Source organism: Rhodococcoides corynebacterioides NBRC 14404, assembly GCF_001894765.1.
Lineage (GTDB): Bacteria > Actinomycetota > Actinomycetes > Mycobacteriales > Mycobacteriaceae > Rhodococcoides > Rhodococcoides corynebacterioides.
Genome location: NZ_BCWV01000007.1, coordinates 99,027 through 125,136 on the forward strand (window position 1 = coordinate 99,027; position 26,110 = coordinate 125,136).

Genomic DNA, 26,110 nt, shown 5'->3' on the forward strand with positions numbered 1-26,110 from the left:
AACGGTACTGTCACCGCCGGTGACAGGTGTCCGAACACGCAATAGTCGGGCGGGTGCGGAGACGCGGTGCGCATGTCCTGCGTTTCAAACCTCCGAAGTCTCTCGAGATCGGCGCTTCCGACCGTGACAGACTCCTCGACGGGCCGGGGGCCGAGCACCGAGCGAAGGGTGAGGAGGACGACGTGACCATCGTCGACAACGCCGTGTACGTACAGGGTGCGCGCACCGAGCAGCCGGAGAGTCTCGATCGGACCTACGAGTTGCTCCGCAAGTGCGGCGGCATGGCGTGGATCGGCCTCTACCGGCCGGACAACGACGAGATCGCGTCGGTGGCAGACGAGTTCGGACTGCATCCGCTCGCCGTGGAGGACACGGTGTCCGCGCATCAGCGGCCGAAGCTCGAACGGTACGGCGACCAGCTCTTCGTGGTGCTGCATCCGGCTCGCTACATCGACGAGACGGAGAAGGTCGAGTTCGGCGAAGTCCACGTCTTCTGCGGTCCGGACTTCGTCGTGACCATCCGACACGCGGAGTCGCCCAACCTCTCCGTGGTGCGGCGCCGTCTCGAGGACGCACCGGCGCTGCTCCAGCAGGGCGCCGAGGCCGTGCTCTACGCGATTCTCGACCAGGTGGTCGACGAATACGAGCCCGTGGTGAAGGGGCTCGAGAACGACATCGACGAGATCGACGACCAGCTCTTCGACGGCGATCCCGACGTCTCCCGACGCATCTACGAACTCTCGCGCGAGGTGATCGAGTTCCAGCGCGCCACCCACCCGTTGGTCGCGATGATCGAGGCTCTCGGCCGCGGGTCCGAGAAGTACAACGTGGACCTCGAACTACGGCGCAATCTGCGCGACGTGCTCGACCACGCCATCCGGATCACCGAGCGCGTCGACTCCTTCCGCGCGACGCTGCAGAACGCGTTGTCCGTGCACACCACCCTCGTCGGTCAGCGGCAGAACGACGAGATGCGGGCGATGACGCAGGTGAGCCTCGAGCAGAACGAACAGGTCAAGCGCATTTCGTCCTGGGGTGCCATCCTCTTCGCGCCGACACTCATCGCCGGGGTGTACGGCATGAACTTCGACCACATGCCCGAGCTGCACTGGCGCTTCGGGTATCCCGCCGCCGTGACGACGATGCTGATCGCGTCCTGCGTCCTCTATCTGGTGTTCCGTCGCCAGAAGTGGTTGTGACCGCGCGGGTGTGAACGGGGCCCCGCCCGGGTAGCCGCCCGGGATGAACACCACCGTGTGGATCGTCGTGGCCGTTGTCGTCGTGCTGTTGTTGGCCGCCGTGGCGGTGGCGCTGTCGAAGAAGAGCAAGCAGAAGCGACTCGAGGAAGCCGAGCGCATCCGCGAGCAGGCGGCCGAGCGCTCCGCGGAGGTGGAGCAGCGCGAGGCCCTGGCGCAGAAGTCCGAGGCCGACGCTCGCCGCGCCGCCGCCGAGGCCGACGCCAAGGCCGCCGAAGCCAGGCTCGCCGCGCAGCGCGCACAGGAGCACCGCGGCGAGGCCGCCAGCAGCCGCGACGAGTTGGACAAGGAGTGGGAGCGGGCGAACAAGCTCGATCCGACCGTGCGTGGTGACGGGCGCGACGGCACCGTGCGTGGCGACGGACACGACGGCACCGTGCGTGGCGACGCACACGACGGCACCGTGCGTGGCGACGCACACGACGGCACCGTGCGTGGCGACGCACACGACGGCACCGGTTCGGAGGCTGTCGGTGAGCGGTACGGCCACGATCGCGGTCCGGTCACTCCGCAGTCGCCGGACACCGGCGGGCGTCACGAGCGTTAGTCGCTCGTTCGGTCCGCCCGGACGGTCGTGATGACCTTCTCCGCCGCGACCGCCGGGTCCTCGTGTTCCCAGATACGCACCACGGTCCACCCGGCATCCGCCAATCGTCCGTCGGTGTCTCGGTCGCGAGCGACGTTGGCCGCCAACTTGTCCGCCCACCACTGGGCGTTGTTGCGGGGGCGGGTGGCGTGCACCGGACAGCTGTGCCAGAAGCAGCCGTCCACGTACACCGCCACCCGCGCGCGGGTGAAGACGACGTCGGCGCGGCGGCGCATACCGGGCAGAGGGGCGCAGTCGACGCGATAGCGCAGCCCCGCTGCGTGCAGCAGCCGGCGGAGCGCGAGCTCGGGCTTGGTGTCCCGACGACGCTGCTTCGACAGCCGCGCACTGGTGGCCGCATCGGTGCCGGGACGCTCGGCCATGGCGGCGTCAGTCCTCGTCGTCCGGCTCGGACCAGCTGGGCGCGAAGCGGTTTCGCCGCTCCACCTCGGCATGCACCACGTCGAGGAACTCGTCGAAGTGCAGCAGGGACCGCTCGGGAGGGCGCCCGTTGCGGGGCGGTGCGTCCTCGACATCGAAGAACCGGACGTCTCCGCGGTACGGCCCGTCCGGCTCGTACAGCCCGATGAAGACCTTCTCGAACAGGTCGTAGCGCGTGTCCTCGGCCCCGAGGTCCACCCACGCCCGCTCACTGCTGCCGACCACGGGCCGCTTCCCGCGCCCGCATCGTTTCGCGAGCGTCGTGACATGGTGCGCGAAGGACGACTTGCCGACGTCGCTGGACTTGGTGGGATCACCGTCCTCGCAGGTGGACCACGGCTCGAACATCACGCCAACGAGCACGCTGTACGGCTGTCGCTGGTGCAGGACCATGGCCTCGCCGCGTAATTCGTGGTCGTTGCGGACGATGTTCTTGGTCCACCGGCCCAATCGTCCGGTCGTGGGGCTGTAGTCCTGGAAGCTGTAGGTCTTGATGGACACGCACAGGATGAGTCCGAGGGTGGGGTCGAGCGCTTTGACGTCGAGCCGCTTGCGGCCCTTGGCCACGTCGACCTGCGCCTCCTGCCCCACGCCGTGGGCGTCCGGAGTGATCGCCGGGTAGCGCGGACGGAGACCGTCCGCGACCACCTGCGCGAGGTGGTTGGACAGCCGTTGGGCGTAGTTCTTCTTCTCCCCGCGATCGGCGGTGGGGGACGGGCGGTCGCCGGAGAAGTCGAGAGCGAACGTGAGCGGGTACATCAGGCGACGCGCACCGGCTCGCGGTCCTCTGCTCGCATGCGCTCGAGGTGCGCGTCCACGGTGTCGAGGAACCCGGGCTCGAAGCGGAGGTTGCCGGACCGCGCACGGCGCAGGAACCCGGCGGTGGCCCGCTCCGACAATAACTTCGGCTCCGTGAGGAAGTCCGCGAGATCCTCGTACGGGTTCTCGACGGGCCAGGTGCCGACCGGAACCCGGTAGGCCCGGCGGTCACGACCCCACGCCGCCGTCGGCCACCGCTGCCCCGGGACGATCGGCACGTCCGCGGAGGCGTCGTACACCATCGGGTCGGCCAGCCGCTCGCCGATCCACGACGCCATGCGCACGCTCACCGCGTTGCCCACCAACTTCCAGCGGTGGCCGGCCCGCACCCCGGGCACGTCGACGGCCGGCGCCGTCCACCCGGCGTCGAAACCCTGGAGACGCTCGGCGTCGGTGATGCCGGGCGTCACCAGTTCACCTGCGGGCAGACGCACCGCCGGCGGACTCGCGATGCCGAGAGTCGATCCCCCCTTGAGCGTGGGAACCGCGTTCACGGCCCACCCCAGCCCACGGACTCCCTCGGTCCAGTAGAAACCGCAGGGCACGGACTCGGACTCGACCGGGTGCGGCACGAGGGAGTCGGTGCCGAACAGCACCTCTCGAGGATCCTCGGTCCGCGACGCCAGCATCACCACGCGCTGACGGCGCTGGGGGAGTCCGAACGCGCGGGCGTCGACCACCCGGTACGCCCACGTGTACCCGAGGTCCTCGAGCGCGTGCGTGATGTGCCGCATGGCGGCGCCTCGGCCGAGTTGCAGCATGAAGGGAACGTTCTCGATGACCAGCCACCGCGGGCCGCGGCGCCGGGCGACGAGGCGGAAGACCTGATCCACCAGTCCGGAGCGCGCTCCGGTGATCCCCGCGGTACGGCCGGCCTGGGACAGGTCCTGGCACGGGAAGCCCGCGGCGACCAGCTCCGTGCCCGCCGGGAGGGACCGGAGGGTGGTGACGTCGCGGTGCAGCGGCACGTCGGCGAACCGCGTGCGCAGGACGGATCCGGCGCCGGGATCGATCTCGCACAGGAGCTCGGTGGACCACCCGTGCTGCGTCAGCCCCAGCTCGAGGCCACCGATACCGGCGAAGAGACCGACCATCGTGCCTGTGCCCACGCCGGTCCTCGCTTTCGCCTGTCTCGTCCCGCCGACCGGTGCCGTTCGGCCCGATCTCGATCGACGCAGACGTTACCGGGACGCACCGACAGGCCCGCGGTGCCGCGCTACCGTCCGCCCTGGACGTCCCGGTGGCCCCGCTGGTACGCGTCGGGGATGCCGTCGCCGTCGTCGTCCCGCGTCTGGTCCTCCTCGATCGCGCGGTACACGCGGTTGCGGCTGCGCAGAACGAGGGTGGCCAGCGTCGCGGACACCACCGACCCGGTCAGGACGGCGACCTTCACGTGATCGTCGCGTTCGGATCCGATGCCGAACGCGAGATCTCCGATGAGCAGCGAGACGGTGAACCCGATGCCCGCCAGCATCGCCACCCCGCCCACGTCGCGCCACGCGAGTCCCTCGTCGAGAGTGGCGCGGGTGAATCGACCCACCAGGTAGGTGGTCCCGAACACGCCGAGGAACTTGCCCACCACCAGTCCCGCCACGATGCCGAGGGCGACGGGGTCGCGCAGCGCCGAGCCGAGTCCGGCGAGACCGCCGACGGTCACTCCGGCCGCCGCGAACGCGAACAGCGGGACCGCCACCCCTGCGGACAGGGGACGGATGCGGTGTTCGAAGTGCTCGGCGAGACCCGGTCCGGCCTCGGGTCCACCCGCAGCCCGGCTCCGGAGGACGGGCACGGTGAAGCCCAGCAGGACGCCCGCGACCGTCGCGTGCACTCCCGACTCGTGCACGAGAATCCACGTGACGACGGCCAGCGGGATCAGCAGCCACCAGGATCGAATCCGTTTCTGGACCGCGAGAGCGAACAGCGCGAGCGGAACCATCGCACCGGCGAGCGCGGCCACGTTCAGCTCGTCGGTGTAGAAGATCGCGATGACCGTCACCGCGAGAAGGTCGTCGACGACCGCCAGGGTGAGCAGGAACGTGCGCAACGCGATCGGCAGATGCGAGCTGACGACGGCGAGAACGGCGACGGCGAACGCGATGTCGGTCGCCGTCGGGACGGCCCAGCCGCGGAGTGCGCCGTCGGCGGCGAGGCCGTTGATCGCCACGTAGATCAGCGCGGGAGCGACCATGCCGCCCACCGCGGCGACGATGGGCAGCGCGGCGCGGGCGGGATCGCGGAGGTCGCCGGCCACGAACTCACGCTTCAGCTCCAGACCGACGACGAAGAAGAAGACGGCGAGCAGACCGTCCGCGGCCCAGGTCGCCAGCGTCAGGTCGAGATGCAGCGCGGACGGCCCGACGCGCAGGTCCATGAGGGAGTGGTAGGCCGCGGACCAGGGTGAATTGGCCCAGACGAGGGCCGTCACCGCGGCGGCCAGCAACAGCGCGCCGCCGACCGTCTCGCGGCGCAGGACGGCGGTGATCCGAGACGCTTCGGACCAGGAACCGAGGCCGAACAGGCGAGGAGTGGGAGGCATCGGAGACTTTCGTTCGGGGACCGGTCGGGACCGGCGTGAGGCCACCGGTGAGCCGCCGACCAGACTTCCCGGCACTCCGCGAACCAGCCTATCGCGCGTCTGTGAGCACGATCGCGGGCGTCGACGCTCGTGGCGCCGTTCACCCGCCTCGGTGCGAAACGGCTGCTCAGCGACCTGCGAGCATCGGGCGGTGTCGCAGGACGAGTACGCGAGAATCACGATCACGGACAATTCTGGCTGCTCTGCTCCTCGGCGGGGCCCGGTGCTCTACCGTGTGCACGTGACCACTCCCGCACCCACGTCTCTGTCGTCCGCCGACGCGCCGGGATCGTCGTGGCCGGCCGTTCTCACCTGGCGCGCGCTCGAGGCACCTCGCATGGAATCGGTGCGAGTGCAGATGAACGGCAAGCGCATCAAGGCTGCCGGCCGGATCATCGCCGGTGCCTGCGACGAGCATCCCGCGTTCTCCGCGTCGTACGACCTGGTGACCGACGAGACCGGGGTGACCAAGCGGCTCTCCGTGCGCGCCGCGGTGGCCGCCGGCGAGAGTCAGATCTCCATCAGCCGTGATTCCCAGGGGTTCTGGCTGATCGACAGCGCGTCCCCCACCCGCAGCGACTTCGACGGTGCGCTGGACACCGAGCTGGTGTGGAGCCCGTTCTTCAACACCCTGGCCATCCGTCGCCTCGGTCTGCACACCGCGGATGCGTCCGACCAGCAGGTTCCCGTGGTCTACGTCGGTCTGCCGGACCTGACCGCCCGCGCCGAGACCCTCTCCTACCGCGGCGGTCCGACCGAGTTCGAGGTCGACTCCCCGATGGGCCATTCGCGGGTCACGGTCGATTCCGAGGGCTTCGTCGTCGGGTACGACGGGATGGCGCACCGCATCTGACCGGTCCGGTCAGGTGATCGAGCGACGCTCCGGCAACCGCTGCACGACGCCACCGGCGCGCGCCCGGTCCCGCATCGCGTCGGCCCACCCGTCGGCGCCGACCACGACGTCCGTGATCTCCCACCACTGCAGCTGATCGTCGTACCGCGTCCGGGCGCGGTGCCCGTCGCGGGTCAGCTCCGTCGTGGAGGACGACGCCGCCAGGGACTCGCGGGCCCGGGTGAGGCGGGCCAGGGCGTCGTCGACGGCCTCGAGCAGGGCCGCGGCGTTGGCGTCGCACATCGCGGAGACCAAGGCGGGCGCGGTGCCGGCCACGCGGGTCCCGTCCCGGAACGATCCGGCGGCGAGACGCAGCGCCAGCTCACCGCCGTCGGCGCCGACGCTCGCCAGCAGCTCCGCCAACACGTGCGGAAGGTGGGAGACGCGGGCGACGGCGCGGTCGTGTTCGTCGGATCGCGCGGGGACGACGACGGATCCGCAGGTCAGGGCAAGGGAGGCCACCTGCATCCAGACGTCGGGGTCGGTTCCGTCGTCGACCGTGACCACCCAGACGGCGTTGCGGAACAGGTCGGCGTCGGCGGCGATCCAGCCCGACGCCGCCGTGCCCGCCATGGGATGGCCACCGACGTACGCGGCGGACAGTCCGTGCCGGGCGACCGCATCCGCCATCTCCACCTTGACGCTGACGACGTCGGTCAGCGGGCACTCGGGAGCGAACGTCGCGACAGCGGTGAGGACGTCGTCGACCGCCGTCATCGGCACCGCCACGACGACGAGGGCACGCTCGTCGGCCGCGCGCCGCAGGGCGGTCTCGAGGTCGCCGGTGACGTCGTACCCGTCGAGTCGCGCGGCGTCGACGGCGCCCGCGGACCGGTTCCAGCCGTGGGCCGGTCGACCGGACGCCACGACGGCCCGCATCAGCGATCCGCCGATCAGACCCAGACCCAGGACGCAGACGGGACGATCGGGTGAGTTCACAGCTGTGAGAAAAGCACATCCGCAGAAGGGTCGACGTATCGACACCGCTCACAGCGACTACGGTTGCGCGCATGGCTGCACAGCGTGGGAGTGGGAACACCTCCTCCGACGAGGACGACGACATGGAGGGGTTCGCGGTTGCCGTCGTGCGCGAGGACGGCAAGTGGACCTGTCGCGCCCTGTCGTCGGATGCTCTCACCAGCCTCTCCACCGCCGAGACCGAGCTCCGCGAGCTGCGCAGCGCGGGTGCGGTCTTCGGACTGCTCGACGTCGACGACGAGTTCTTCGTCGTCCTGCGCCCGGCGCCGTCGGGCAGTCGGGTCCTGCTGTCCGACGCGACCGCCGCACTCGACTACGACATCGCCGCCGACGTGCTCGACCGTCTCAACATCGACGTCCCGGATCTCGATCCCGACGAGCTGGACGACGTCGAGCCGTGGGAAGAAGGCGATCTCGACCTGCTCAGCGACATGGGTCTGCCGGAGCCCGTTCTCGGCGTGATCGTCGCCGAGACGGACCTCTACCCGGACGAGCAACTCGGCATGATCGCGCAGCGAATGGGCTTCGCGAAGGAGTTCGCCGCCGTGCTCGACTCGCTCCAGCACTGACGTGCTGCCCGCCGCCGACCACGAGCGGTGGATGCGGCGCGCGTTGGAGGTCGCCGCCGCGACTCCCGACGACGACGTTCCCGTCGGCGCGCTGATCGTCGATGCCCGCGGGACCGTTCTGGCCGAGGCGACCAACCGCCGCGAGCAGTGTGGCGACCCGACCGCGCACGCGGAGATTCTCGCCCTCCGGGCCGCCGCGGCTCGGCACGGCGACGGCTGGCGCCTCGGCGGATGCACCCTCGTCGTGACGCTCGAACCGTGCACCATGTGTGCGGGAGCCGCTGTGATGTCACGCATTTCGGGCATCGTGTTCGGCGCGTACGAGCCGCGGACCGGGGCGGTGTCGTCGTTGTGGGACGTGGTGCGCGACCGGCGACTGACCCACCGACCCGAGGTGGCCGGGGGAGTGCTCGAGCGCGAGTGTTCCGATTCGGTCACGGCCTTCTTCCACCGTGCTCGCGATGTTTCGCCGCGCCGGGAGCCCGGGTATCTGCTCTGACGTAGAACGACAGACGCAGCACCTGCGTCGCCTGCCCCGCCGAAACGGAGGGGTGGACGTCATGTTCTGCGTTGTGACAGTCCCACCACGGGACGAACAGGAGAGCACCATGGGCTTGGACGACAAGATTTCCAACAAGGCGGAAGACCTCAAGGGCAAGGGCAAGGAAGCCGCGGGCAACGCCACGGGCGACGACCAGCTTCGCGCCGAGGGCCAGGGCGACCAGGCCTCGTCCGCCGTCAAGGACGGCGTGGAGAAGGTCAAGGACGCCGCGTCCAACATCAAGGACAAGCTCACCGGGCACTGAGTGCGCAGCTCCGGCCGCGATTTCTCGATCGCCCACCCCCTCCGGTAGCCTGGTCGGCGGTGGCGTGTCCGAGCGGCCTAAGGAGCACGCCTCGAAAGCGTGTGACGGGTAACCCCCGTCCGAGGGTTCAAATCCCTCCGCCACCGCCAGAACGAAACCCCCCGTCACACCGGGGGGTTTCGTCGTTTCACAGGGAGTTCCCAGCCGCGGAACCGCCCGCATCGTTGAAACCACAACTAAAGTCGACCCCATGAAGAAGTGGTGGATCGTCGGAGCCGTCGTGGTCGTGGCAGTGATCGCCCTGTTCGTCGGGCCACGCATCTACGCCTCGGTCGAGAGCAGTGACCCCGCGGCCACGGTGTCCACCGAGGGCGCGCGCGCCGCGGAAGGCGACCTGGACGGGCAGTGGGCCGTCACGCCGGGGACCGAGAGCAACCCCACCTCCGCCGGCTACACCGTGGCCGAGGTGCTCAACGGCGCCGACGTCACGGTCGTGGGCACCACCCGCGACGTGAGCGGATCGGCCACCGTCGACGGCTCGACGCTGACGGGCGGCGAGATCGTCGTGCAAACGGGCACCATCACCACCGACAGCGATCGACGCGACAATCAGTTCCGCGGCACCATCTTCGACGTCGCGGCGAACCCGACGGCGACGTTCACGATCACCGAGCCCGTCGACCTGTCGACCGTGCCCACCGACGGCACCACGGCCACCGTTCCGCTCACCGGCGAGCTGATGCTCAAGGGGCAGACGCGCCCGGTGACGGTCGAGGCGTCGGTCCTGCGGGACGGCGCGAATCTGGTTGCGTCGGGCGGTATTCCGGCCACGTGGACGGATTTCGGGGTCGAGCCGCCGTCGCTCGGATTCGTCACCGTCGCGCCCACCGGCACGGTCGACTTCCTGGTGACGCTGAGCAAGGGCTGACCGACTCGAGGGGTAGTGGAGGCCCGCCGGGGCGGGGGTGACGGTCGGGTCGACGATCGTGGCGTAGGGTCGAAAGCAGAGCGCGCCGAGTCGTTCGTTCGTCGAGCCGTTCGATCTGTCGAACCCTTCTCGGTCTTCTGCGCTTCTTCCGCCGCGCACACCGTGCGCGCTCTCTCTGCCCGAAAGGGTCACATGGACACCACACCGCTCTTCCTCGCACCCGTCGACGCGTCCGCCGAGGCCGACGCCGCCGAGACGCCTGCCACCGAGGCGACCGCGCCCGTCGCCAAGCCCGATTACACCCACCTCTTCTCCGACCGGAGCTGACGCGCCGGTACCCCGCCACCGTCCCGGCAACACCGCGTGACGGGGTGGGGACCGTCACATAATTGCGTCTTTCTGCAAACTTGCCGAACTACGCAAGTTCCGTACCCTGGGTTCGGTGACGACGGAACCCGGCCTGCGTGACCGCAAGAAGGCGGAGACGCGCAGCGCACTCAGCGCCGCGGCGGTCAGCCTCGGCCGCGAGCTCGGCTTCGACGGCGTGACCGCCGAGGCCATCGCCGCCCATACCGGCGTCTCCACGCGGACGTTCCACAACTACTTCTCCAGCAAGGAGGAGGCCGCCCTCTTCCATCTGCAGAAGGCCGCGTTCGAGTGGGTCGACCTCCTCGAGAACCGCCCTGCGGACGAGAACTTCTGGGACTCCGTGCGATACCTGCTGCTCGAGGTCGTCACCGCCCCCGAGCGCGAACTGGCGGAGACCATCGAGACGGCGCGCTTCATCGAAGAGACTCCGTCGCTCCTGGCCAAGAAGCTCGCCTTCGACAAATCGCTGTCCGACGAGTTCCGTCGGGTGGTCGCCGAGCGCACGGGCCTCGATGCCCGTCGCGATCTCTTCCCCACGCTCGCCCAGGCCTCCGTCGGCGCCGCCGTGAGCGCCGCGCTGGCCTACGTCGCCGAGGACCCCGAGCACCGATCGGCCCGCGCCGTCGTCGAACACGCTCTGCAGCAGCTCGAGCAGGGGTTGAACACACCCCTTCCCGGCCCCACCCCACCCCCGTCCGTCTGACTCGACCGTCGACCACCCGACCGAGGAGCAAAACCCGTGGCCACCTTCCTGTACCGCATCGGGCGGTTCGCGTATCGACGCAAAGGCATCGTGCTGCCGATCTGGCTCGCCATCCTGGTGCTCGCCGGCGTCGGCGCCGCGACGCTGTCCGGCCCCACCAGCACGTCCTTCTCCATCCCCGGAACACCGGCACAGCAGGCCCTGGACCTGCAGTCCGAGCGATTCGGCGGAGGCGAGAACCCGCTGACGGCGGCGTCGGCCCAGTACGTGTTCGAGGCTCCGGCCGGAACCACGCTCGAGAGCCCGGAGGCCACGGCGGCCATCGACGCCACCATCGCGAACATCCGCGGTATCGCCGCGGTGAAGGACAGCGCGAAGGTCGACCCGGCCGCCGGTCCCGTGCCCGAGGGTGCGCAGCCGTTGCTGGATCCGGTCGCGGGCAACCAGGCAATCGTCGACCAGTACGCGCAGGCGGGGGCGCCGCCGGACGTGGCCGCGGCCGATGCCGCGGCGGTCTCGCCGCTCTCGCCGGACAAGACCGTCGGCATCGTCACCGTGCCGATCTCCGGCACGGTCACCGACATCACCGACCAGACCCGCACGGACCTGCAGAACGCCGCTCAGCCCGCGCGGGACGCGGGGTTGACCGTCGAGATCGGCGGCAGCGCCATGCAGGCGGCGAACCCGCCGGGTGGGACGGCCGAGCTCATCGGCCTGGCCGTCGCGGCCGTCGTGCTCGTGGTGATGTTCGGATCCTTCGTCGCCGCCGGGCTGCCGCTCATCACGGCGATCGTCGGGATCGGCGTCACCAGTCTCACCATCACCACCGCGTCGGGCTTCGCGGAACTGACCCAGTTCACGCCCATCCTCGCCATCATGATCGGCCTGGCCGTCGCGATCGACTACTCCCTGTTCATCGTCGCGCGGTTCAAGAACGAGCTCTCGGAGACCGACGATCGCGAAGAGGCCGCCGGGCGCGCGGTGGGAACCGCCGGCAGTGCCGTGGTCTTCGCCGGGACGACGGTCCTCATCGCGCTGGTCGCGCTGCGCGTGGTCGGCATCCCCTTCCTCTCGCAGATGGGACTCGCAGCCGGCTTCGGCGTGTTCGTCGCGGTGCTCGTGGCGCTGACGATGCTGCCCGCCGTGCTCGGTCTGTTCGGCCGCAAGGCCTTCGCCGGCAGGATCCGGACCGTGCCGGATCCCGAGCACAGCGACAAGCCGACGAACGGTCTGCGCTGGGTCCGCATCGTGCTGAAGCGACCGGCGATCGTGCTGGTCCTGGGTGTGATCGTGCTCGGCGTCATCGCCGGCCCCATGACGTCGCTGCGACTGGCGCTGCCGTCCGTCGCCACGGCGGAGCCGGGCACCCCGGCCCGCGAGGCGTACGACCTGATCGACAAGGGGTTCGGCCCGGGCCGCAACGGTCAGTTGCTCATGGTGGTCGACGGCAGCGCGGTGCCGGAAGCCGATCGCACCGCGGCCTTCGCGGCCGTCGTCGACCGGGCGTCGTCGGAGCCCGACGTCGCCAACGCGCAGCAGGCCGGTCTGAACCCGGCCGGCGACACCGCGCTGGTGTCGGTCACCCCGAAGAGTTCGCCCATCAGCGAGGACACGCAGAATCTCGTCACCGCCCTGCGCGGCGCCGAGGGTGACCTGGAGTCGCAGTACGGCGTGACCTACGGCGTCACCGGACAGACCGCGCTCGAGATCGACGTCTCGGAGCGGCTGCAGGATGCGCTGGTGCCCTACCTCGCCGTCGTGGTCGGCCTGGCGTTCCTGCTGCTCATGGTGGTCTTCCGCTCGATCCTGGTGCCCCTCACCGCGACGCTCGGCTTCCTGCTCAGCGTGCTCGCGACCTTCGGCGCCACGGTGTTCCTGTTCCAGGAAGGCGGACTGGGCCTGGTGTCCAACCCGCAGCCGATCGTCAGCTTCATGCCGATCTTCCTCATCGGTGTGGTGTTCGGTCTGGCGATGGACTACCAGGTGTTCCTGGTCTCGCGGATGCGGGAGGCCTACGTGCACGGTGCCGACGCGAGCGAGGCCATCGTGACCGGCTTCAAGTACGGAGCGCGCGTCGTCGCGGCCGCCGCGGTCATCATGATCTCCGTGTTCGCGGCGTTCATGCTCGAACCGGACGCGTTCATCAAATCCATCGGCTTCGCCCTGGCCGCGGCCGTCTTCTTCGACGCCTTCGTGGTGCGGATGGTCCTCATCCCGGCGGTCATGGCGCTGCTGGGCGACAAGGCGTGGTACCTGCCGCGCTGGCTCGACCGTATCCTGCCCAACGTCGACATCGAGGGCGAGAAGTTGGTGCGCACGGTGGAACGAGAGAAGGAACAGGTGACAGGCTGATGCCGTGCTGATCCCGCTGCTCCGTCGCTACCTCGCGCCGTACCGACGGCTCCTGCTCGGCGTGGTGGTGCTGCAGTTCGTCGCCACCGCCGCCTCGCTGTACCTGCCGCGCCTGAACGCCGACATCATCGACAACGGCGTGACGCTGGGCGACACCGGCTACATCCTGTCGACCGGGTCGATCATGTTGGCGGTCTCGGCCGTGCAGATCGCCTGCTCGATCGGTGGCGTGTACTGCGGCGCGCAGGCAGCGATGGCAGCGGGACGAGACCTGCGCGGTGCGCTGCTCGATCGCGTGGGCACGTTCTCCGCGCGCGAGGTCGGCACGTTCGGTGCGCCGTCGCTCATCACCCGGAACACCAACGACGTGCAGCAGGTGCAGATGCTCGTGCTCGCCGGCTGCACCATCCTGGTGATGGCCCCAATCATGTGCGTCGGCGGCATCGTCATGGCGCTGCGCGAGGATCTCGGGCTGTCCTGGCTGCTCGGCGTCGCCGTGCCCGCGCTGGCCATCGCGATGGGCATCGTCGTGGCGCGCATGATCCCGGCGTTCAAGGTCATGCAGAAACGGATCGACTCGGTCAATCGCATTCTGCGCGAACAGATCACGGGTATCCGGGTGGTCCGTGCGTTCGTCCGCGAACCGTACGAGATCCGGCGCTTCGACGAGGCGAACACCGCGCTCACCGCGACCGCTCTGCAGGTCGGGCGGTTGATGGCCCTGATGTTCCCCATCGTGATGCTCATCTCCAACCTCACCAGCGTGGCCGTCATCTGGTTCGGCGGGCAGGCCGTCGACGACGGCCGAATGCAGATCGGCTCGCTCACGGCGCTGCTGAGCTACATGATGCAGATCCTGATGTCGGTCATCATGGCGTCCTTCATCGCGATGATGATTCCCCGCGCCGGTGTCTGCGCCGAGCGCATCTCGGAGGTGCTCGCGACGTCGTCCTCGGTGGTGCCCGCCGCGAACCCGCGTCCGTTCGCCGCCTCTCCCTCCACCGTCGAGTTCGTCGGCGCCGGATTCTCCTACCCGGCAGCGGAATCGCCCGTGCTGTGCGACGTGTCGTTCCGCGCCGGCCCCGGAACGACGACGGCGATCGTCGGCAGCACCGGGTCCGGCAAGTCGACGCTGATCAACCTGGTGCCCCGCCTGATCGACGCGACGGCGGGTGTCGTCCGCGTCGGCGGAACCGACGTGCGCGATCTCGATCCCGCCGTGCTGCGGGCCGAGATCGGTCTGGTGCCGCAGCGTCCGTATCTGTTCTCGGGCACGGTGGCGTCGAACCTGCGCTACGGCAAGGAGGATGCGACGGAGGCCGAGATGTGGGAAGCACTCGAGGTGGCGCAGGCGGCCGACTTCGTCCGGGCCATGCCCGACGGACTCGACACTCCGATCGCGCAGGGGGGAACCACGGTGTCGGGCGGCCAGCGCCAACGCCTCGCCATCGCCCGCGCGGTCGTCCGCCGGCCCGCCGTCTACGTCTTCGACGACGCGTTCTCCGCTCTCGACCTCACCACCGATGCCCGCCTGCGAGCGGCACTGGCGCCGATTACCCGTGAGTCGTGCTTTCTGGTGGTGGCCCAACGCATCTCGACCGTGCGCGACGCCGACCGAATCGTCGTGCTCGACGACGGCCGGATGGTCGGGACCGGTACGCACGACGAGCTGCTCGAGACCTGTCCGACCTATGCGGAGATCGTCGATTCGCAGCGCAGCGCGGCAGGTGTGTCGTGACGCGGCCCGCCGGGCCCGGGGCGCCGGGCACGAAGGCGATGACCTTCGGCCCGTCGGTGAAGCGATTGGTCCGTCGACTCGCGCCGGAACGCGCCGTGCTCGCGGTCGTGCTGTTCTTCGCCGTCGCCGGTGTGATCCTCACGGTGATCGCGCCCAGCGTGCTCGGCCGGGCCACCGACCTGATCTTCGACGGCATCGTCGGGCGGTCGCTCGACCCGTCGCTGAGCAAGGAGCAGGTGGTCGAGGGTCTTCGTGCGCAGGGGGAGTCCTCGCGCGCCGACATGATCTCGGCGATGGACCTGGTGCCCGGCCGAGGCGTGGACTTCGACGCCGTGGGGCGGGTCCTGCTGATCGTCCTCGCGCTCTACCTCGCGTCCGCGGTGCTGCAGTGGTTCCAGGGTTACCTGCTGAACATCGCCCTGCAGCGCGTGATCAAGCAGCTCCGCACCGAGGTCGAAGCCAAGATTCACCGACTTCCGTTGCGCTTCTTCGATTCCACGAAGCGTGGCGACGTGCTCTCGCGCGTCACCAACGACATCGACAACGTCTCCCAGAGCCTGCAGCAGACGCTGAGCCAACTGGTGATCTCGGTCATCAGCGTGGTCGGCATCCTCGGCATGATGCTGTGGATCTCGCCGCTGCTGGCCCTCGTCGCCCTGCTCACGGTGCCGGTGTCGGTGCTGGTGACCGCGGTGATCGCCAAGCGGTCGCAGCCGCACTTCGTGGCCCAGTGGAAGCAGACGGGCTCGCTGAACGCTCAGGTCGAGGAGGCCTACACCGGACACGAGCTGGTGAAGGCCTACGGCCGTCAGGACGAGACCGCGCGGGTGTTCCACGAGAGCAACGAGGAACTCTTCCGCGCGAGCTTCCGCGCGCAGTTCATCTCCGGAATCATCATGCCCGCCATCATGTTCCTGGGGAATCTGAACTACGTGGCCATCGCCGTCGTCGGTGGTCTGCGGGTGGCGTCGGGCAGCCTGAGTCTCGGTGAGGTGCAGGCGTTCATCCAGTACTCCCGGCAGTTCACCCAACCGCTGACGCAGATCGGGTCGATGGTGAACCTGCTCCAGTCCGGCGTCGCCTCCGCCGAGCGCATCTTCGAGATCCTCGACGCCGAGGAGGAGGACGCCGATCCGGCGGGCGCCCCGGGTTCCGCCGGCGGTGGACGGGTCGAGTTCCGCGACGTGTCCTTCCGCTACGACGCCGAGCGGCCGCTGATCGAGAACCTGTCGTTCGTCGCCGAGCCCGGCCGCATGGTCGCCATCGTCGGCCCGACCGGCGCCGGCAAGACCACCCTGGTCAACCTCGTGATGCGGTTCTACGACGTCGATTCCGGGTCCATCACCCTCGACGGCGTCGACACGCGGGACCTGACCCGCGCGCAGTTGCGATCGCGGACGGGCATGGTTCTCCAGGACACCTGGCTGTTCGGCGGGACCATTCGGGAGAACATTCGCTACGGCAACGTCGACGCCACCGACGAGCAGGTCATGGAGGCCGCACGGATCAGTTACGTCGACCGCTTCGTCCACTCGCTGCCCGACGGGTACGAGACGGTCATCGACGAGGAAGGCGGCAACGTCAGCGCCGGCGAGAAGCAGTTGATCACCATCGCGCGAGCGTTCCTGGCCGACCCCGCCGTGCTGATTCTCGACGAGGCCACGAGCTCCGTCGACACGCGGACCGAGCTGCTCGTGCAGAAGGCCACCGCGGCGCTGCGCAGCGATCGGACGAGCTTCGTGATCGCACACCGGCTCTCGACCATTCGGGACGCGGACCTCATCCTCGTCATGGAGGACGGGTCCATCGTCGAGCAGGGCACGCACGAGGAACTGCTCGCCGCCCGCGGCGCCTACCACCGGCTGTCCGCGTCGGGCCTGCAGGAGCAGCAGGCGGCATCTGGTTCGATGGGATCGTGAGCGCACCGCAGGACGACTTCTTCACCGTCGGAACCCGACTCGACGGACGGCTCGGCCGCACCGGCACGCTGCGCACACCGCACGGCACCATCGAGACGCCGGCGTTCATCGCCGTCGGGACGAAGGCGACGGTGAAAGCCGTTCTGCCGGAGACGATGAGGGAACTCGGTGCGCAGGCGGTGCTGGCCAACGCTTATCACCTCTACCTGCAGCCTGGACCCGATATCGTGGACGAGGCCGGCGGGCTGGGTGCCTTCATGAACTGGGACGGACCGACGTTCACCGACAGCGGCGGGTTCCAGGTGATGTCCCTCGGCGTGGGGTTCAAGAAGGTCATCTCGATGGATGCCTCCCGCGTGCAATCCGACGACGTGATCGCCGAGGGCAAGGAGCGCCTCGCCCGGGTCGACGACGACGGCGTGACGTTCAAGTCCCACCTGGACGGATCGCGCCATCGGTTCACCCCCGAGGTGTCGATGCAGATCCAGCACCAGCTCGGCGCGGACATCATGTTCGCGTTCGACGAGCTGACCACGTTGATGAACACCCGTGCGTACCAGGAACTCTCGTTGGACCGGACGCAGGCCTGGGCGGTGCGGTGCGTCGCCGAGCACGAGCGCCTGACGCGCGAGCGCGCCGACAAGCCCTATCAGGCGCTGTTCGGAGTGGTGCAGGGCGCACAGTACGAGGATCTGCGCCGCACGGCCGCGCGCGGACTGGAATCGATCGTCGGCGAGTCGGGCCGCGGATTCGACGGCTACGGCATCGGCGGCGCGCTGGAGAAGCAGAACCTCGGCACCATCGTCCGGTGGGTGAACGAGGAACTGCCCGAACACAAACCGCGTCACATGCTCGGGATCAGCGAGCCGGACGACTTCTTCGTCGCCATCGAGAACGGGGCGGACACGTTCGACTGCGTGAACCCGTCCCGCGTCGCCCGCAACGCGGCCATCTACACGCGCGACGGCCGCTTCAACGTCAACACCGCTCGCTTCCGCCGGGACTTCACGCCGCTCGATCCGGACTGCGATTGCTACACGTGCGCGCACTACACGCGGGCGTATCTGCATCACCTGTTCAAGGCCAAGGAGATGCTGGCCTCCACGCTCGCGACGATCCACAACGAGCGGTTCACGGTGCGCCTGGTCGACGACATCCGGGCGTCGATCCACGACGGGCGGTTCGACGAGTTCAAGGCCGAGACGCTCGGCCGCTTCTACCGATGAGACCCCCGCGCGTCCGACGGGGACGCGCAGGGGTCCTCGGGGGTCAGGCGTACGTCGGTTCGCGCTTCTTGATGTAGCCGATCACGGCGTAGGTGACGGGCAGCACGATCACCTCGACCAGCGTCTTCCACAGGAAGCCCACAACGACGTAGTTGACGAAGTCGGCCCACGTCGAGATGCCGATGACGCCGGCGGCGATGGCGCAGAAGATCAGGGTGTCGAAGAACTCGCCGACCACGGTGGAGCCGATCAGACGCGCCCAGAGATGCTTCTCCTTGGTGCGTTCCTTGATCTTCACCAGCACGACGGCGTTGAGCAGTTGGCCGACGACGAAGCCGGCGAGCCCGGCGAGAACCAGCCGCGGCACGACGCCGACCACGGTCTCGAGGGCCGCCTGGTTCTCGTAGAAGGAGGCGGCGGGCAGCTCGATGGCCACCCAGAAGCAGACGGACATCAGTAGCAGCGAGCCGAAGCCGAGGTAGATGGCGCGGCGCGCGGCCCTCAGGCCGTACACCTCGGACAGCACGTCGCCCAGGATGTAGGCCAGCGGGAACAGGAAGAACGCGCCGTCGGTGTTGATGGGCAGGATCTGGAGAGGTCCGAGGGTGAGGTCGGACGAGCCGAAGAAGGCGACACCCTTGCTGGCGGCCACGTTCGAGATCAGCAGCGTCGCGACGAAGAGCGCGACGATCGTCGGGTAGTACCCGCGGCTGACATGGGCGAACGCGACCTGCCCAGACTTGGTGTCACCGTCGTTGTCGGTGGTGTCGGTAGCAGTCACCCGTCGATCCAAGCACCGAGACGACGACGGGCGCGAATCCCGGGAGGGGATGCGCGCCCGTCGTGTGGTCGTGCGGTGTCGGGGCGGACTAGGTTTCGACCACCTGCGTGCCGCCGGCGAACTCGTCGTGCTTGCCCTGCTTGGTGGGGCTCGAGTTGATGGTCACCGCGATGACGATGTACGCGATGAACGCGAGCAGCCCGCCGATGAAGGGGATGATCGTCAGCAGCATGAAGGCGTTCCGAATGGCGGACTGCTGCAGCGTGATCGTCCCTCCGCCGGGTCCGCGCACCGAGAGGCCGAGAAACTTCTTGCCCAGAGTCGCCCCCTGCGTGACCTCCATCGCCACGAAGTAGACGAAGAGAAGGAGGCCGGAGAACAGGCCCGTCACCAGGATGCTGTTCTCGTTACCGGTGAGGAAGGACAGCACCGCGGCGACGATGCCGACGATGATGCCGTCGATCAGACGCGCTCCGAACCGTCGACCCAGGGTGCCCGGGCGTGCGCCGCCGGGGCCCGGGTTCTGGAACTGCGGCGGCGTGGGGTACCCGCCGCCCTGGTACGGCTGCTGCGGGGGCGGGTAGTTGCCCTGCGGGGGCGGGTAGTTGCCCTGCGGGGGCGGGTAGTTGCCCTGCGGGGGCGGGTAGTTGCCCTGCGGCGGGGGATAGCCACCGGGGTTCTGCGGATCCTTGCCGGGGTCGAAACCGCCACTGGTCATCGCTGCCTACCTCGTCGCTGGGGGTCGCTGGGGGTCGCTGGGGTGGGAAATGCCTGTTGTTCCCGCTCACAATAGGGCGACCTCGTCCCTGGTGTCAGGTGTGACGCACAGTCGAGACCTCTAGGCGTCGTGGCCGAGCACGTACCACGGCTCCCGCGGCAGCAGGTCGGGCTGCCACCGGGTTACGAGATCGCCCACCGTGCGGCAGCCCGGCGCCCCGATGGATGCCGCGATCTCGGCCAGTACGTCGTCCGCGGACTCGCCCGCGTCCAGTCGATCACGCAGCGTGACGGCGCCGTCCCGCTTGGCCAGGCGCGTACCTGTCGGCCCGAGGGCGAGGGGAACGTGGACGTACTCGGGAACGGGCAGGCCCAACAGGCCCGCGAGATACGCCTGACGCGGCGACGACGACAGCAGGTCGTCGCCGCGAACGATCTGATCGACACCCTGGAACGCGTCGTCGACGACCACGGCGAGGTTGTAGGCCGGCACGCCGTCGGTCCGCCGCAGCACCAAGTCGTCGACGACGCCCGTGTGGTCGCCGAGCAGGACGTCGTGGACCGTCGCGGTGGTGACGTCGGCCCGCAGGCGCAGCGCCGCGCGTCGGCCCGCACGTCGGCGCTCGTCGCGTTCCGCGTCCGTCAGATTCCGGCAGGTGCCGGGGTACGCGCCCTGCGGCGCGTGCGGAGCCGACGCCGCCTGCTGGATCTCTCGACGGGTGCAGAAGCACTCGTAGACGCGGCCGGCGGACCGGAGGGTGTCGATCGCGTGGTCGTACGCGTCCCGGCGCGACGACTGGGTCAGGACGGGCCCGTCGGGGTCGAGTCCGAGGGCCGCGAGGTCGGCCAGCTGGCGCTCCGCCGATCCCTCGCGCACCCGATCGAGGTCCTCCATCCGGATCAGGAACGCGCGGTCGCTCCGCCGTGCGAACAGCCACGCCAGCACCGCGGTCCGCAGATTGCCGAGGTGCAGATCGCCCGACGGGCTGGGCGCGAACCGGCCCGCACCCGTCACCGCGCCGCCCCGGCGCGGCCTTGAAGCTCGTCGGCGCGCGCGAGTGCCTGCGCCCGGATCGCGTCGACGACGGCGGCCACCTCCGGACGTCGCAACGTGTCGGTCCGGGCCACCAGCCAGTACGCCAGAGTGACGGTGACGTCGTCGGGAAGAACGCGGATCAGGTCGTCGTGCCGGTCCGCCATGAAGCAGGGGAGCAGTCCGATGCCCGCGTGGGCGCGAGTGGCTTCGACGTGGACGAAGACGTTGGTCGAGCTGACGGATCCCGCCATCGCGGGCAGTCGGACCCCGGTGCCGACGCCGGTATGGGCGAGGTCGAGGTCGTCGACCCGCAACATGGAGTCGACGAAGTAGACCAGGGGATGCGCCTCAAGGTCGGTCCGGTCGGCCGGTGTGCCGTGGCGGTCGAGGTAGTCGCGGGTCGCGTAGAGCCCGAGGCAGTACTCGGCCACTCGGATGGCCTCCGCCCGGTGCACGCGCGGCTGCCCGACCACGACCTCGATGTCCATGCCCGACCGCGCCTCCGACGCTCGACGGGTGGCCGCGATCAGTTCCACCGAGACGGCCGGGTGTCGCCGTCGGACCTCCACTGCGGCGGGTGCGGCGATGTAGGCGCTGAACCCGTCGGTCGCGGAGATGCGGACGACGCCGCCGAGGGGAGCGCCGTCGGGGTCGACCAATCCGCGCACCACGCCGTCGACGTGCTCTGCGGCGTCGAGCGCCCGCCGACCGAGGGCGGTCAGTTCCCACCCGCCGGACGTCTTCACCAGCACCCGGCCGCCCAGGGCGCGCTCGAGCGAGGCGATGCGTCGCGAGACGGTGGTGTGGTTGACGCCGAGCGTGTCCGCCGCCGTCGTGAACCGTCCGCTGCGGCCAACGGCCAGCAGTACGAGGAGGTCGTCGGCGCTGGGGAGCGACCGACCGATCGGGAACATGTGTGCATCTTTGCAGGCTCGTCGTGCGGGAGCGTCCATTGTGGAGCGGGCGCACGACCGCCGATACTCGGCACGTGTGCTCCTGGTCACAGGAGCCGGCGACAGCGGACTCCGGTCACGGGGTCCATCAGGCGAGGAGTGGGACATGTCGGTTGCCGACAGGGTCGACCGCGACGAGGAACCGTCGGGTCTGAAGAAGGTGGTCGCCGCATCCATGGCGGGCACCGTGGTCGAGTGGTACGAGTTCTTCCTCTACGGCACGGCAGCGACTCTGGTCTTCAGCAAGATCATGTTCGCCGAGGGCACGAGCGAGCTCGACGCCATCCTGGCCGCGTTCGTCACCTACGCCGTGGGCTTCGTCGCCCGCCCGCTCGGCGGCATCGTCTTCGGCCACTTCGGCGACAAGTACGGCCGCAAGAAGCTGCTGCAGTTCTCCCTGGTGCTGGTCGGCAGCGCGACGTTCCTCATGGGCTGTCTGCCGACGTTCGATCAGATCGGCTACTGGGCTCCCGCACTGCTCGTCGCGCTGCGCTTCATCCAGGGCTTCGCGGTCGGCGGTGAGTGGGGCGGTGCCGTGCTGCTCGTCGCCGAGCACAGCCCCAACGCGCGTCGTGGTTTCTGGGCCAGCTGGCCGCAGGCGGGCGTGCCCGGCGGCAACCTGCTCGCGACCGTCGTGCTGCTGGTGCTCACCACCACGCTCCCCGAGGATCAGTTCCTCTCCTGGGGTTGGCGCGTGGCGTTCTGGCTGTCCGCCGTGATCGTCTTCGTCGGCTACTACATCCGCACCAAGGTCACCGACGCCCCGATCTTCCTCGAGGCCCAGAAGCAGACCGAGATCATCAAGGCGGCGTCCTACGGCGTGTTCGAGGTGGTCAGGCGGTACCCGCGCGGCGTCTTCACCGCGATGGGGCTGCGCTTCGGCGAGAACGTCATGTACTACCTGGTGGTCACCTTCTCCATCACCTACCTCAAGGTCGAGGTGGGGACGGACACCAGCACCATCCTGTGGTGGATGCTCGCCGCGCACGCCGTTCACTTCGCCGTCATCCCGATGGTCGGCCAGCTCGCGGACACGGTCGGACGTCGTCCGGTGTACCTGGTCGGTGCCGTCACCACGGCGTCGTGGGGCTTCTTCGCCTTCCCGATGATGAACAGCGGTCACAACGTGGTCATCATGCTGGCCATCATCATCGGCCTGGTGTTCCACGCATTCATGTACGCGACGCAGCCGGCGATCATGTCCGAGATGTTCCCGACGCGGATGCGCTACTCCGGTGTGTCCCTGGGCTACCAGGTGACCTCGATCGTCGCCGGGTCGCTCGCGCCGATCATCGCGGTCAAGCTGCTCGACGTCTACGGGTCCTCGGTGCCCATCGCCTGGTACCTCTTCGCGTCCGCGGCCATCACGTTCGTCGCGGTCATCGTGGCGCGGGAGACGCGCGGGATCGCGCTCGAGTCCATCGACGTCGCCGACGCCAAGACCCTCGCCACCGAGGCCGAGTTGGCCAAGGTCGGTCTGAAGTAGGTCGCCGCGGAACTGACGGCGGGCCCGCACCGGAACATCGGTGCGGGCCCGCCGTCGTTCTGTGTGAGGCGTGTCGGTCAGGCGCCGGTGTCGGCGGCGACCAGGTCCGGTCGCGGGGATCCCGCCGTCTCCGCCATGAACTCCTCGAACACGCGGTGGAAGCGGTCCGGGTAGTCCAGATGCGGGAAATGCCCGGCGCGCGGGAAGATCTCGACGCGTCCGGTGGGGAGCTCCGCGCGGGCGTTGTCGGTGTGCGAGAGCGGGATGATGGTGTCCCGCTCGCCCCAGACGAGCATCGCGTCGATGGTGGGGAAGCTCGCGAAGTGCGGAGTGGCGCACACGGTCTGGCCGTGGAAGCCGATCACGGACCGGGCCGTCGCCAGGAACGCGCGGCGGGTTCCGCGGTCCTCGATGCTGCCGAACGCGTCCCAGGCCTCCGCGGCGCTGGGGCTCATCACCGGCAGGCCCAGTTTGTCGAGGCCGCTCAGCGCGCGGTCGGTGATGCCGCGCAGCGCCCGGTTGACCATGAACGGCAGGACCAGCTCACTGCCGGGGAGCGTTGCCGCCCGCAGCAGCGGACTGACCTCGGGACCGAGGCCGCCACTGGCCACCAGGACCATGCGCTCCACCAGTTCCGGGAAGAGATACAGCGTCTGCATCGCGATGCCACCGCCCAGCGAGTGCCCGACGAACGTGGCCGACTCGATGTCCAGCGACCGCAGGAGGTCTCGCACCGTCGCCGCATGGGCGCTGATCGAGTAGTCGCCCGCGGGCTTGTCGGACTCGCCGTGTCCGAGCAGATCGGGCGCGATGACGCGGTAGTGCTGCGACAGCCTCTCCACCTGGGGCGCCCAGTTGCGGTGGTTGCCCAGCAGCCCGTGGATCAGCACGACCACGGGGCCCGAGCCCACGTCGAGATAGCGCAGCGCGTCGCCGTGGACGACGAGCGTGTGCATCGTCGGATGCGCGGCTTCGAATTCCGCCATGAGTGTCCCTCCGTAGATCTTCCCTCAGTGTGCCCCGGCGGAGCGGTTCGGAGGGCGTTCCGGGGAAACGAGAAGTCCGACATTCCCGGGGGCAGAGCGTCATGGATCACAAGGCGTTTGCGACGCGAACGAATCGTCGCGTCGGGATCGGCGCAGGTCAGTGGGTCAGGACGATCTTCGCGGCCGTGACGATCGCCGCCACGAGCGCGAGGACGACGCCGGCGATCACGACGCGGAAGGACACCTCGCTGCCGCGCAACCGCTGCACGACGACGGGAATTCCGGACACGCGCAGCGCGATCGGACCCACCGACAGGGCCTGCGCGAGCGCCGCGGAGACCAGGTCCGTGGTGGCCAGCGCCAGCAGGGCGGCGGGCACCGCGGCGGACGACGCGATGGGGACGGCGTCGCGCAGTTCCTCCAGCACGTGACGACGGTCCGCGCGGATGGCGCTCGCCGCGACCGTGTCGGCGAAGATATGGGCGAGGAACGTCGAGACCCCCGTCCCCAGCACGAGGAGCGCGGCCGTACCGTCCTCGACGTAGCCCAGCGGGGACGCCGCGGCCGCCGCCAGCACCAGCACGTTGCCGTACACGTAGGCGGACAGTCGCCGCGCCGCCCGCTCCGGCGACATGGTTCCCCCGTGCCGAGTGGTGAGGCGTCGACGGGCGGACCGGACGAGGGACGGCAGCGGCATCGCCGAATCATGACAGGGGAGCACACACATGGATCGGCACGTCGTCCGCGGAGTGCAGTGGCCGGGGCCGCGGCTCGCGCTCACGAACGTCCGGACGGGCGAGACGACCACCCGCGACGTCCTCGGCTCGCTGCGCTACCGCGCGATCGACGACGCCGGAATCGTGTGGTGCATCGGCCGGCGTGACGACGACGGCCGCGCGACCGCCTGCCCGCGCGGGAACCGGGCGTCGTCCGGCGTCCACTGCGCCGACTGCGCCGCCGCCGATCCGTACCGCTTCGTCCACATCGTCCACCGGCAGAACTTCCTGTCGAAGTCCCTCGAACGCGTTGTGCTGCAACCGCACTGGCTGTACGTGGCCACGTTCGCCGGTGGCGAGACCAAGGTGGGAACCGCGGCGGATCCGCGCAAGAGTGCCCGACTGCTCGAGCAGGGCGCCCTGGTCGGGCGCTACGTCGCCCGTGCCGTCGACGGACGCGTGGTGCGCATCCTCGAGGACGCCGCCACCGACGTCGCCGGGCTGCGGCAGGCCGTGCGCGCCTCGGCCAAGGCCGCCGGACTCGCGCGACCCGTCCACCTCGCCGCCCTGGACGCCGCCAACGCCGACGCCGCGTCGTTCGCCCGCGAGGTGCTGAGAGAGGTGGCGGCCGACCCGTCCACGGAGGTGGCCGACGACAGTTTCTCCGTCGTCGACGAACGGTGGGAGGCGCCGACGCGCGACGACGTGTTCTCCGGGCGACGCTCGTCGTACCCCCTCGATCCGGGCGTCGGGACCCACGGGCTGGACGTGCGATGGGGCGTCGGGTCGGCGGTGGGCGCCGAGGTGACGGCCGATCCCGGCACGGTGTACGTCGCCGACCTGTCCCGTCTGCGGGGGCGCCGGGTGGAGTTCGGTGACTACGAGACGGCGTTGCCCGCGGTGCAGGAAGCGCTGTTCTGACAGCCGTTTCGGGTTCGCCCGTCCGGGCACTCGACGGCCATGCCGATGTATCGAATCAGGGACACCGCCACCGACGACGTGCTGGCCACCGCGGTCCACGAGGACGTCTCCACCGCCGAGGCGTGGGCGGCCGTCGTGGTGAACGACGCCGATCCCGCGCCGGTGACGTGGGTGCTGGAACGGGACCAGTGACGCATCGAGGCCCCGCACATGCTGTGCGGGGCCTCGACGTGGCGGAGGATAGGGGATTTGAACCCCTGAGGGCGTTAACCCAACCCGCGTTCCAGGCGAGCGCCATAGGCCACTAGGCGAATCCTCCGTGGGCCACCATACCGGCGGCACCCCGCTCGGAGCCAA

27 protein-coding genes and 2 tRNA genes are annotated in these 26,110 nt (G+C 69.5%); 17 read left to right on the top strand and 12 right to left on the bottom strand.

The features are described from left to right. The first annotated feature begins 182 nt into the window (after positions 1–182). Entirely contained in the window at positions 183–1,199 is a 1,017-nt protein-coding gene (gene corA / locus RC2_RS16035) for a magnesium/cobalt transporter CorA (protein ID WP_068150266.1), read from the top strand. Positions 1,200–1,242: 43 nt separating this feature from the next. Beyond that, positions 1,243–1,803 (top strand): hypothetical protein, encoded by a 561-nt coding sequence (locus RC2_RS16040; protein ID WP_068150199.1) that lies wholly within the window; start codon positions 1,243–1,245, stop codon positions 1,801–1,803. Here RC2_RS16040 and RC2_RS16045 read toward each other — a convergent pair. The 4 genes from RC2_RS16045 to nhaA all read right to left on the bottom strand — a co-directional run bounded on the left by RC2_RS16045 (position 1,800) and on the right by nhaA (position 5,638). Beyond that, the gene (locus RC2_RS16045) at positions 1,800–2,225 is read right to left on the bottom strand and encodes a very short patch repair endonuclease (RefSeq protein ID WP_068150196.1); all 426 of its coding nucleotides are present in this window, start codon (positions 2,223–2,225) and stop codon (positions 1,800–1,802) included. The genes RC2_RS16040 and RC2_RS16045 overlap by 4 nt on opposite strands. A 7-nt stretch (positions 2,226–2,232) precedes the next feature. Then, positions 2,233–3,042, bottom strand: coding sequence for a hypothetical protein (locus RC2_RS16050; protein WP_068150193.1), 810 nt, complete (start codon positions 3,040–3,042; stop codon positions 2,233–2,235). After that, positions 3,042–4,196 (bottom strand): DNA cytosine methyltransferase, encoded by a 1,155-nt coding sequence (locus RC2_RS16055; RefSeq protein ID WP_068150263.1) that lies wholly within the window; start codon positions 4,194–4,196, stop codon positions 3,042–3,044. Before RC2_RS16055 ends, RC2_RS16050 begins: the two co-directional genes overlap by 1 nt. A gap of 122 nt (positions 4,197–4,318) precedes the next feature. Then, complete coding sequence (nhaA, locus tag RC2_RS16060) at positions 4,319–5,638, bottom strand: Na+/H+ antiporter NhaA (protein WP_068150187.1); 1,320 nt, start codon at positions 5,636–5,638, stop codon at positions 4,319–4,321. A gap of 304 nt (positions 5,639–5,942) precedes the next feature. On the opposite strand from nhaA, the gene RC2_RS16065 reads away from it, so the two are divergent. Then, positions 5,943–6,530 (top strand): putative glycolipid-binding domain-containing protein, encoded by a 588-nt coding sequence (locus RC2_RS16065; protein WP_068150262.1) that lies wholly within the window; start codon positions 5,943–5,945, stop codon positions 6,528–6,530. 9 nt (positions 6,531–6,539) lie between these two features. Here RC2_RS16065 and RC2_RS16070 read toward each other — a convergent pair whose 3' ends face one another. Further along, positions 6,540–7,508, bottom strand: a complete 969-nt coding sequence (locus tag RC2_RS16070; protein ID WP_072681627.1) for a prephenate dehydrogenase — start codon at positions 7,506–7,508, stop codon at positions 6,540–6,542. A 71-nt stretch (positions 7,509–7,579) separates the two neighbouring features. Between RC2_RS16070 and RC2_RS16075 the strand changes: the two genes are divergently transcribed. The 11 genes from RC2_RS16075 (at position 7,580) to tgt (ending at position 18,157) form a co-directional block, all read left to right on the top strand. Continuing rightward, positions 7,580–8,116 carry a tRNA adenosine deaminase-associated protein gene (locus RC2_RS16075; RefSeq protein ID WP_068150185.1) on the top strand — a complete coding sequence of 179 codons (537 nt, stop codon included), beginning with the start codon at positions 7,580–7,582 and terminating at the stop codon, positions 8,114–8,116. 4 nt (positions 8,117–8,120) lie between these two features. Then, entirely contained in the window at positions 8,121–8,615 is a 495-nt protein-coding gene (locus RC2_RS16080; RefSeq protein WP_261771253.1) for a nucleoside deaminase, read from the top strand. A 109-nt stretch (positions 8,616–8,724) separates the two neighbouring features. Further along, positions 8,725–8,922: a CsbD family protein gene (locus RC2_RS16085; protein ID WP_068106530.1), complete on the top strand. Its 198-nt coding sequence runs from the start codon at positions 8,725–8,727 to the stop codon at positions 8,920–8,922. Positions 8,923–8,980: 58 nt separating this feature from the next. Continuing rightward, positions 8,981–9,071, top strand: a tRNA-Ser gene (locus tag RC2_RS16090). Positions 9,072–9,172: 101 nt separating this feature from the next. After that, positions 9,173–9,850, top strand: a complete 678-nt coding sequence (locus tag RC2_RS16095) for a YceI family protein (RefSeq protein ID WP_068150183.1) — start codon at positions 9,173–9,175, stop codon at positions 9,848–9,850. Between the two features lie 192 nt (positions 9,851–10,042). Beyond that, on the top strand, positions 10,043–10,177 hold the full coding sequence (locus tag RC2_RS19320; RefSeq protein ID WP_281250883.1) for a hypothetical protein: 135 nt from the start codon (positions 10,043–10,045) through the stop codon (positions 10,175–10,177). A 115-nt stretch (positions 10,178–10,292) separates the two neighbouring features. Further along, positions 10,293–10,922 (top strand): acyl-CoA-like ligand-binding transcription factor, encoded by a 630-nt coding sequence (locus RC2_RS16100; protein ID WP_245811151.1) that lies wholly within the window; start codon positions 10,293–10,295, stop codon positions 10,920–10,922. A 36-nt stretch (positions 10,923–10,958) separates the two neighbouring features. After that, positions 10,959–13,274, top strand: coding sequence for an MMPL family transporter (locus RC2_RS16105; protein ID WP_068150177.1), 2,316 nt, complete (start codon positions 10,959–10,961; stop codon positions 13,272–13,274). A 4-nt stretch (positions 13,275–13,278) separates the two neighbouring features. Further along, on the top strand, positions 13,279–15,012 hold the full coding sequence (locus RC2_RS16110; protein ID WP_068150173.1) for an ABC transporter ATP-binding protein: 1,734 nt from the start codon (positions 13,279–13,281) through the stop codon (positions 15,010–15,012). A gap of 38 nt (positions 15,013–15,050) precedes the next feature. After that, positions 15,051–16,931: an ABC transporter ATP-binding protein gene (locus RC2_RS16115; RefSeq protein WP_083529704.1), complete on the top strand. Its 1,881-nt coding sequence runs from the start codon at positions 15,051–15,053 to the stop codon at positions 16,929–16,931. After that, on the top strand, positions 16,928–18,157 hold the full coding sequence (tgt, locus tag RC2_RS16120) for a tRNA guanosine(34) transglycosylase Tgt (RefSeq protein ID WP_068150164.1): 1,230 nt from the start codon (positions 16,928–16,930) through the stop codon (positions 18,155–18,157). Before RC2_RS16115 ends, tgt begins: the two co-directional genes overlap by 4 nt. A 43-nt stretch (positions 18,158–18,200) precedes the next feature. On the opposite strand, the gene RC2_RS16125 is transcribed toward tgt, so the two are convergent. From RC2_RS16125 to RC2_RS16140, 4 genes are all read right to left on the bottom strand, one after another. Continuing rightward, positions 18,201–18,938, bottom strand: coding sequence for a queuosine precursor transporter (locus tag RC2_RS16125; RefSeq protein ID WP_068150161.1), 738 nt, complete (start codon positions 18,936–18,938; stop codon positions 18,201–18,203). An 88-nt stretch (positions 18,939–19,026) separates the two neighbouring features. Then, positions 19,027–19,656, bottom strand: coding sequence for an RDD family protein (locus tag RC2_RS16130; protein WP_072681631.1), 630 nt, complete (start codon positions 19,654–19,656; stop codon positions 19,027–19,029). 120 nt (positions 19,657–19,776) lie between these two features. Beyond that, positions 19,777–20,670 (bottom strand): tRNA glutamyl-Q(34) synthetase GluQRS, encoded by an 894-nt coding sequence (gluQRS, locus tag RC2_RS16135; RefSeq protein WP_072681632.1) that lies wholly within the window; start codon positions 20,668–20,670, stop codon positions 19,777–19,779. Next, positions 20,667–21,605: a LysR family transcriptional regulator gene (locus RC2_RS16140; protein ID WP_245811152.1), complete on the bottom strand. Its 939-nt coding sequence runs from the start codon at positions 21,603–21,605 to the stop codon at positions 20,667–20,669. Before RC2_RS16140 ends, gluQRS begins: the two co-directional genes overlap by 4 nt. 145 nt (positions 21,606–21,750) lie before the next feature. On the opposite strand from RC2_RS16140, the gene RC2_RS16145 reads away from it, so the two are divergent. Beyond that, the gene (locus tag RC2_RS16145; RefSeq protein ID WP_072681656.1) at positions 21,751–23,130 is read left to right on the top strand and encodes an MFS transporter; all 1,380 of its coding nucleotides are present in this window, start codon (positions 21,751–21,753) and stop codon (positions 23,128–23,130) included. A gap of 77 nt (positions 23,131–23,207) precedes the next feature. Here RC2_RS16145 and RC2_RS16150 read toward each other — a convergent pair whose 3' ends face one another. Continuing rightward, positions 23,208–24,116, bottom strand: a complete 909-nt coding sequence (locus RC2_RS16150; RefSeq protein ID WP_245811153.1) for an alpha/beta fold hydrolase — start codon at positions 24,114–24,116, stop codon at positions 23,208–23,210. A 157-nt stretch (positions 24,117–24,273) separates the two neighbouring features. After that, positions 24,274–24,813 (bottom strand): hypothetical protein, encoded by a 540-nt coding sequence (locus RC2_RS16155; protein ID WP_068150979.1) that lies wholly within the window; start codon positions 24,811–24,813, stop codon positions 24,274–24,276. A 28-nt stretch (positions 24,814–24,841) separates the two neighbouring features. Here RC2_RS16155 and RC2_RS16160 point away from each other — a divergent pair, with 28 nt between their 5' ends. Both RC2_RS16160 and RC2_RS18985 read left to right on the top strand, forming a co-directional pair. Then, complete coding sequence (locus RC2_RS16160) at positions 24,842–25,753, top strand: DUF2797 domain-containing protein (protein ID WP_082895661.1); 912 nt, start codon at positions 24,842–24,844, stop codon at positions 25,751–25,753. A gap of 39 nt (positions 25,754–25,792) precedes the next feature. Next, positions 25,793–25,945 carry a hypothetical protein gene (locus tag RC2_RS18985; RefSeq protein WP_156509765.1) on the top strand — a complete coding sequence of 51 codons (153 nt, stop codon included), beginning with the start codon at positions 25,793–25,795 and terminating at the stop codon, positions 25,943–25,945. Between the two features lie 39 nt (positions 25,946–25,984). Here RC2_RS18985 and RC2_RS16165 read toward each other — a convergent pair. Further along, positions 25,985–26,072 (bottom strand) — tRNA-Ser (locus RC2_RS16165). Between the last annotated feature and the right edge of the window lie 38 nt (positions 26,073–26,110).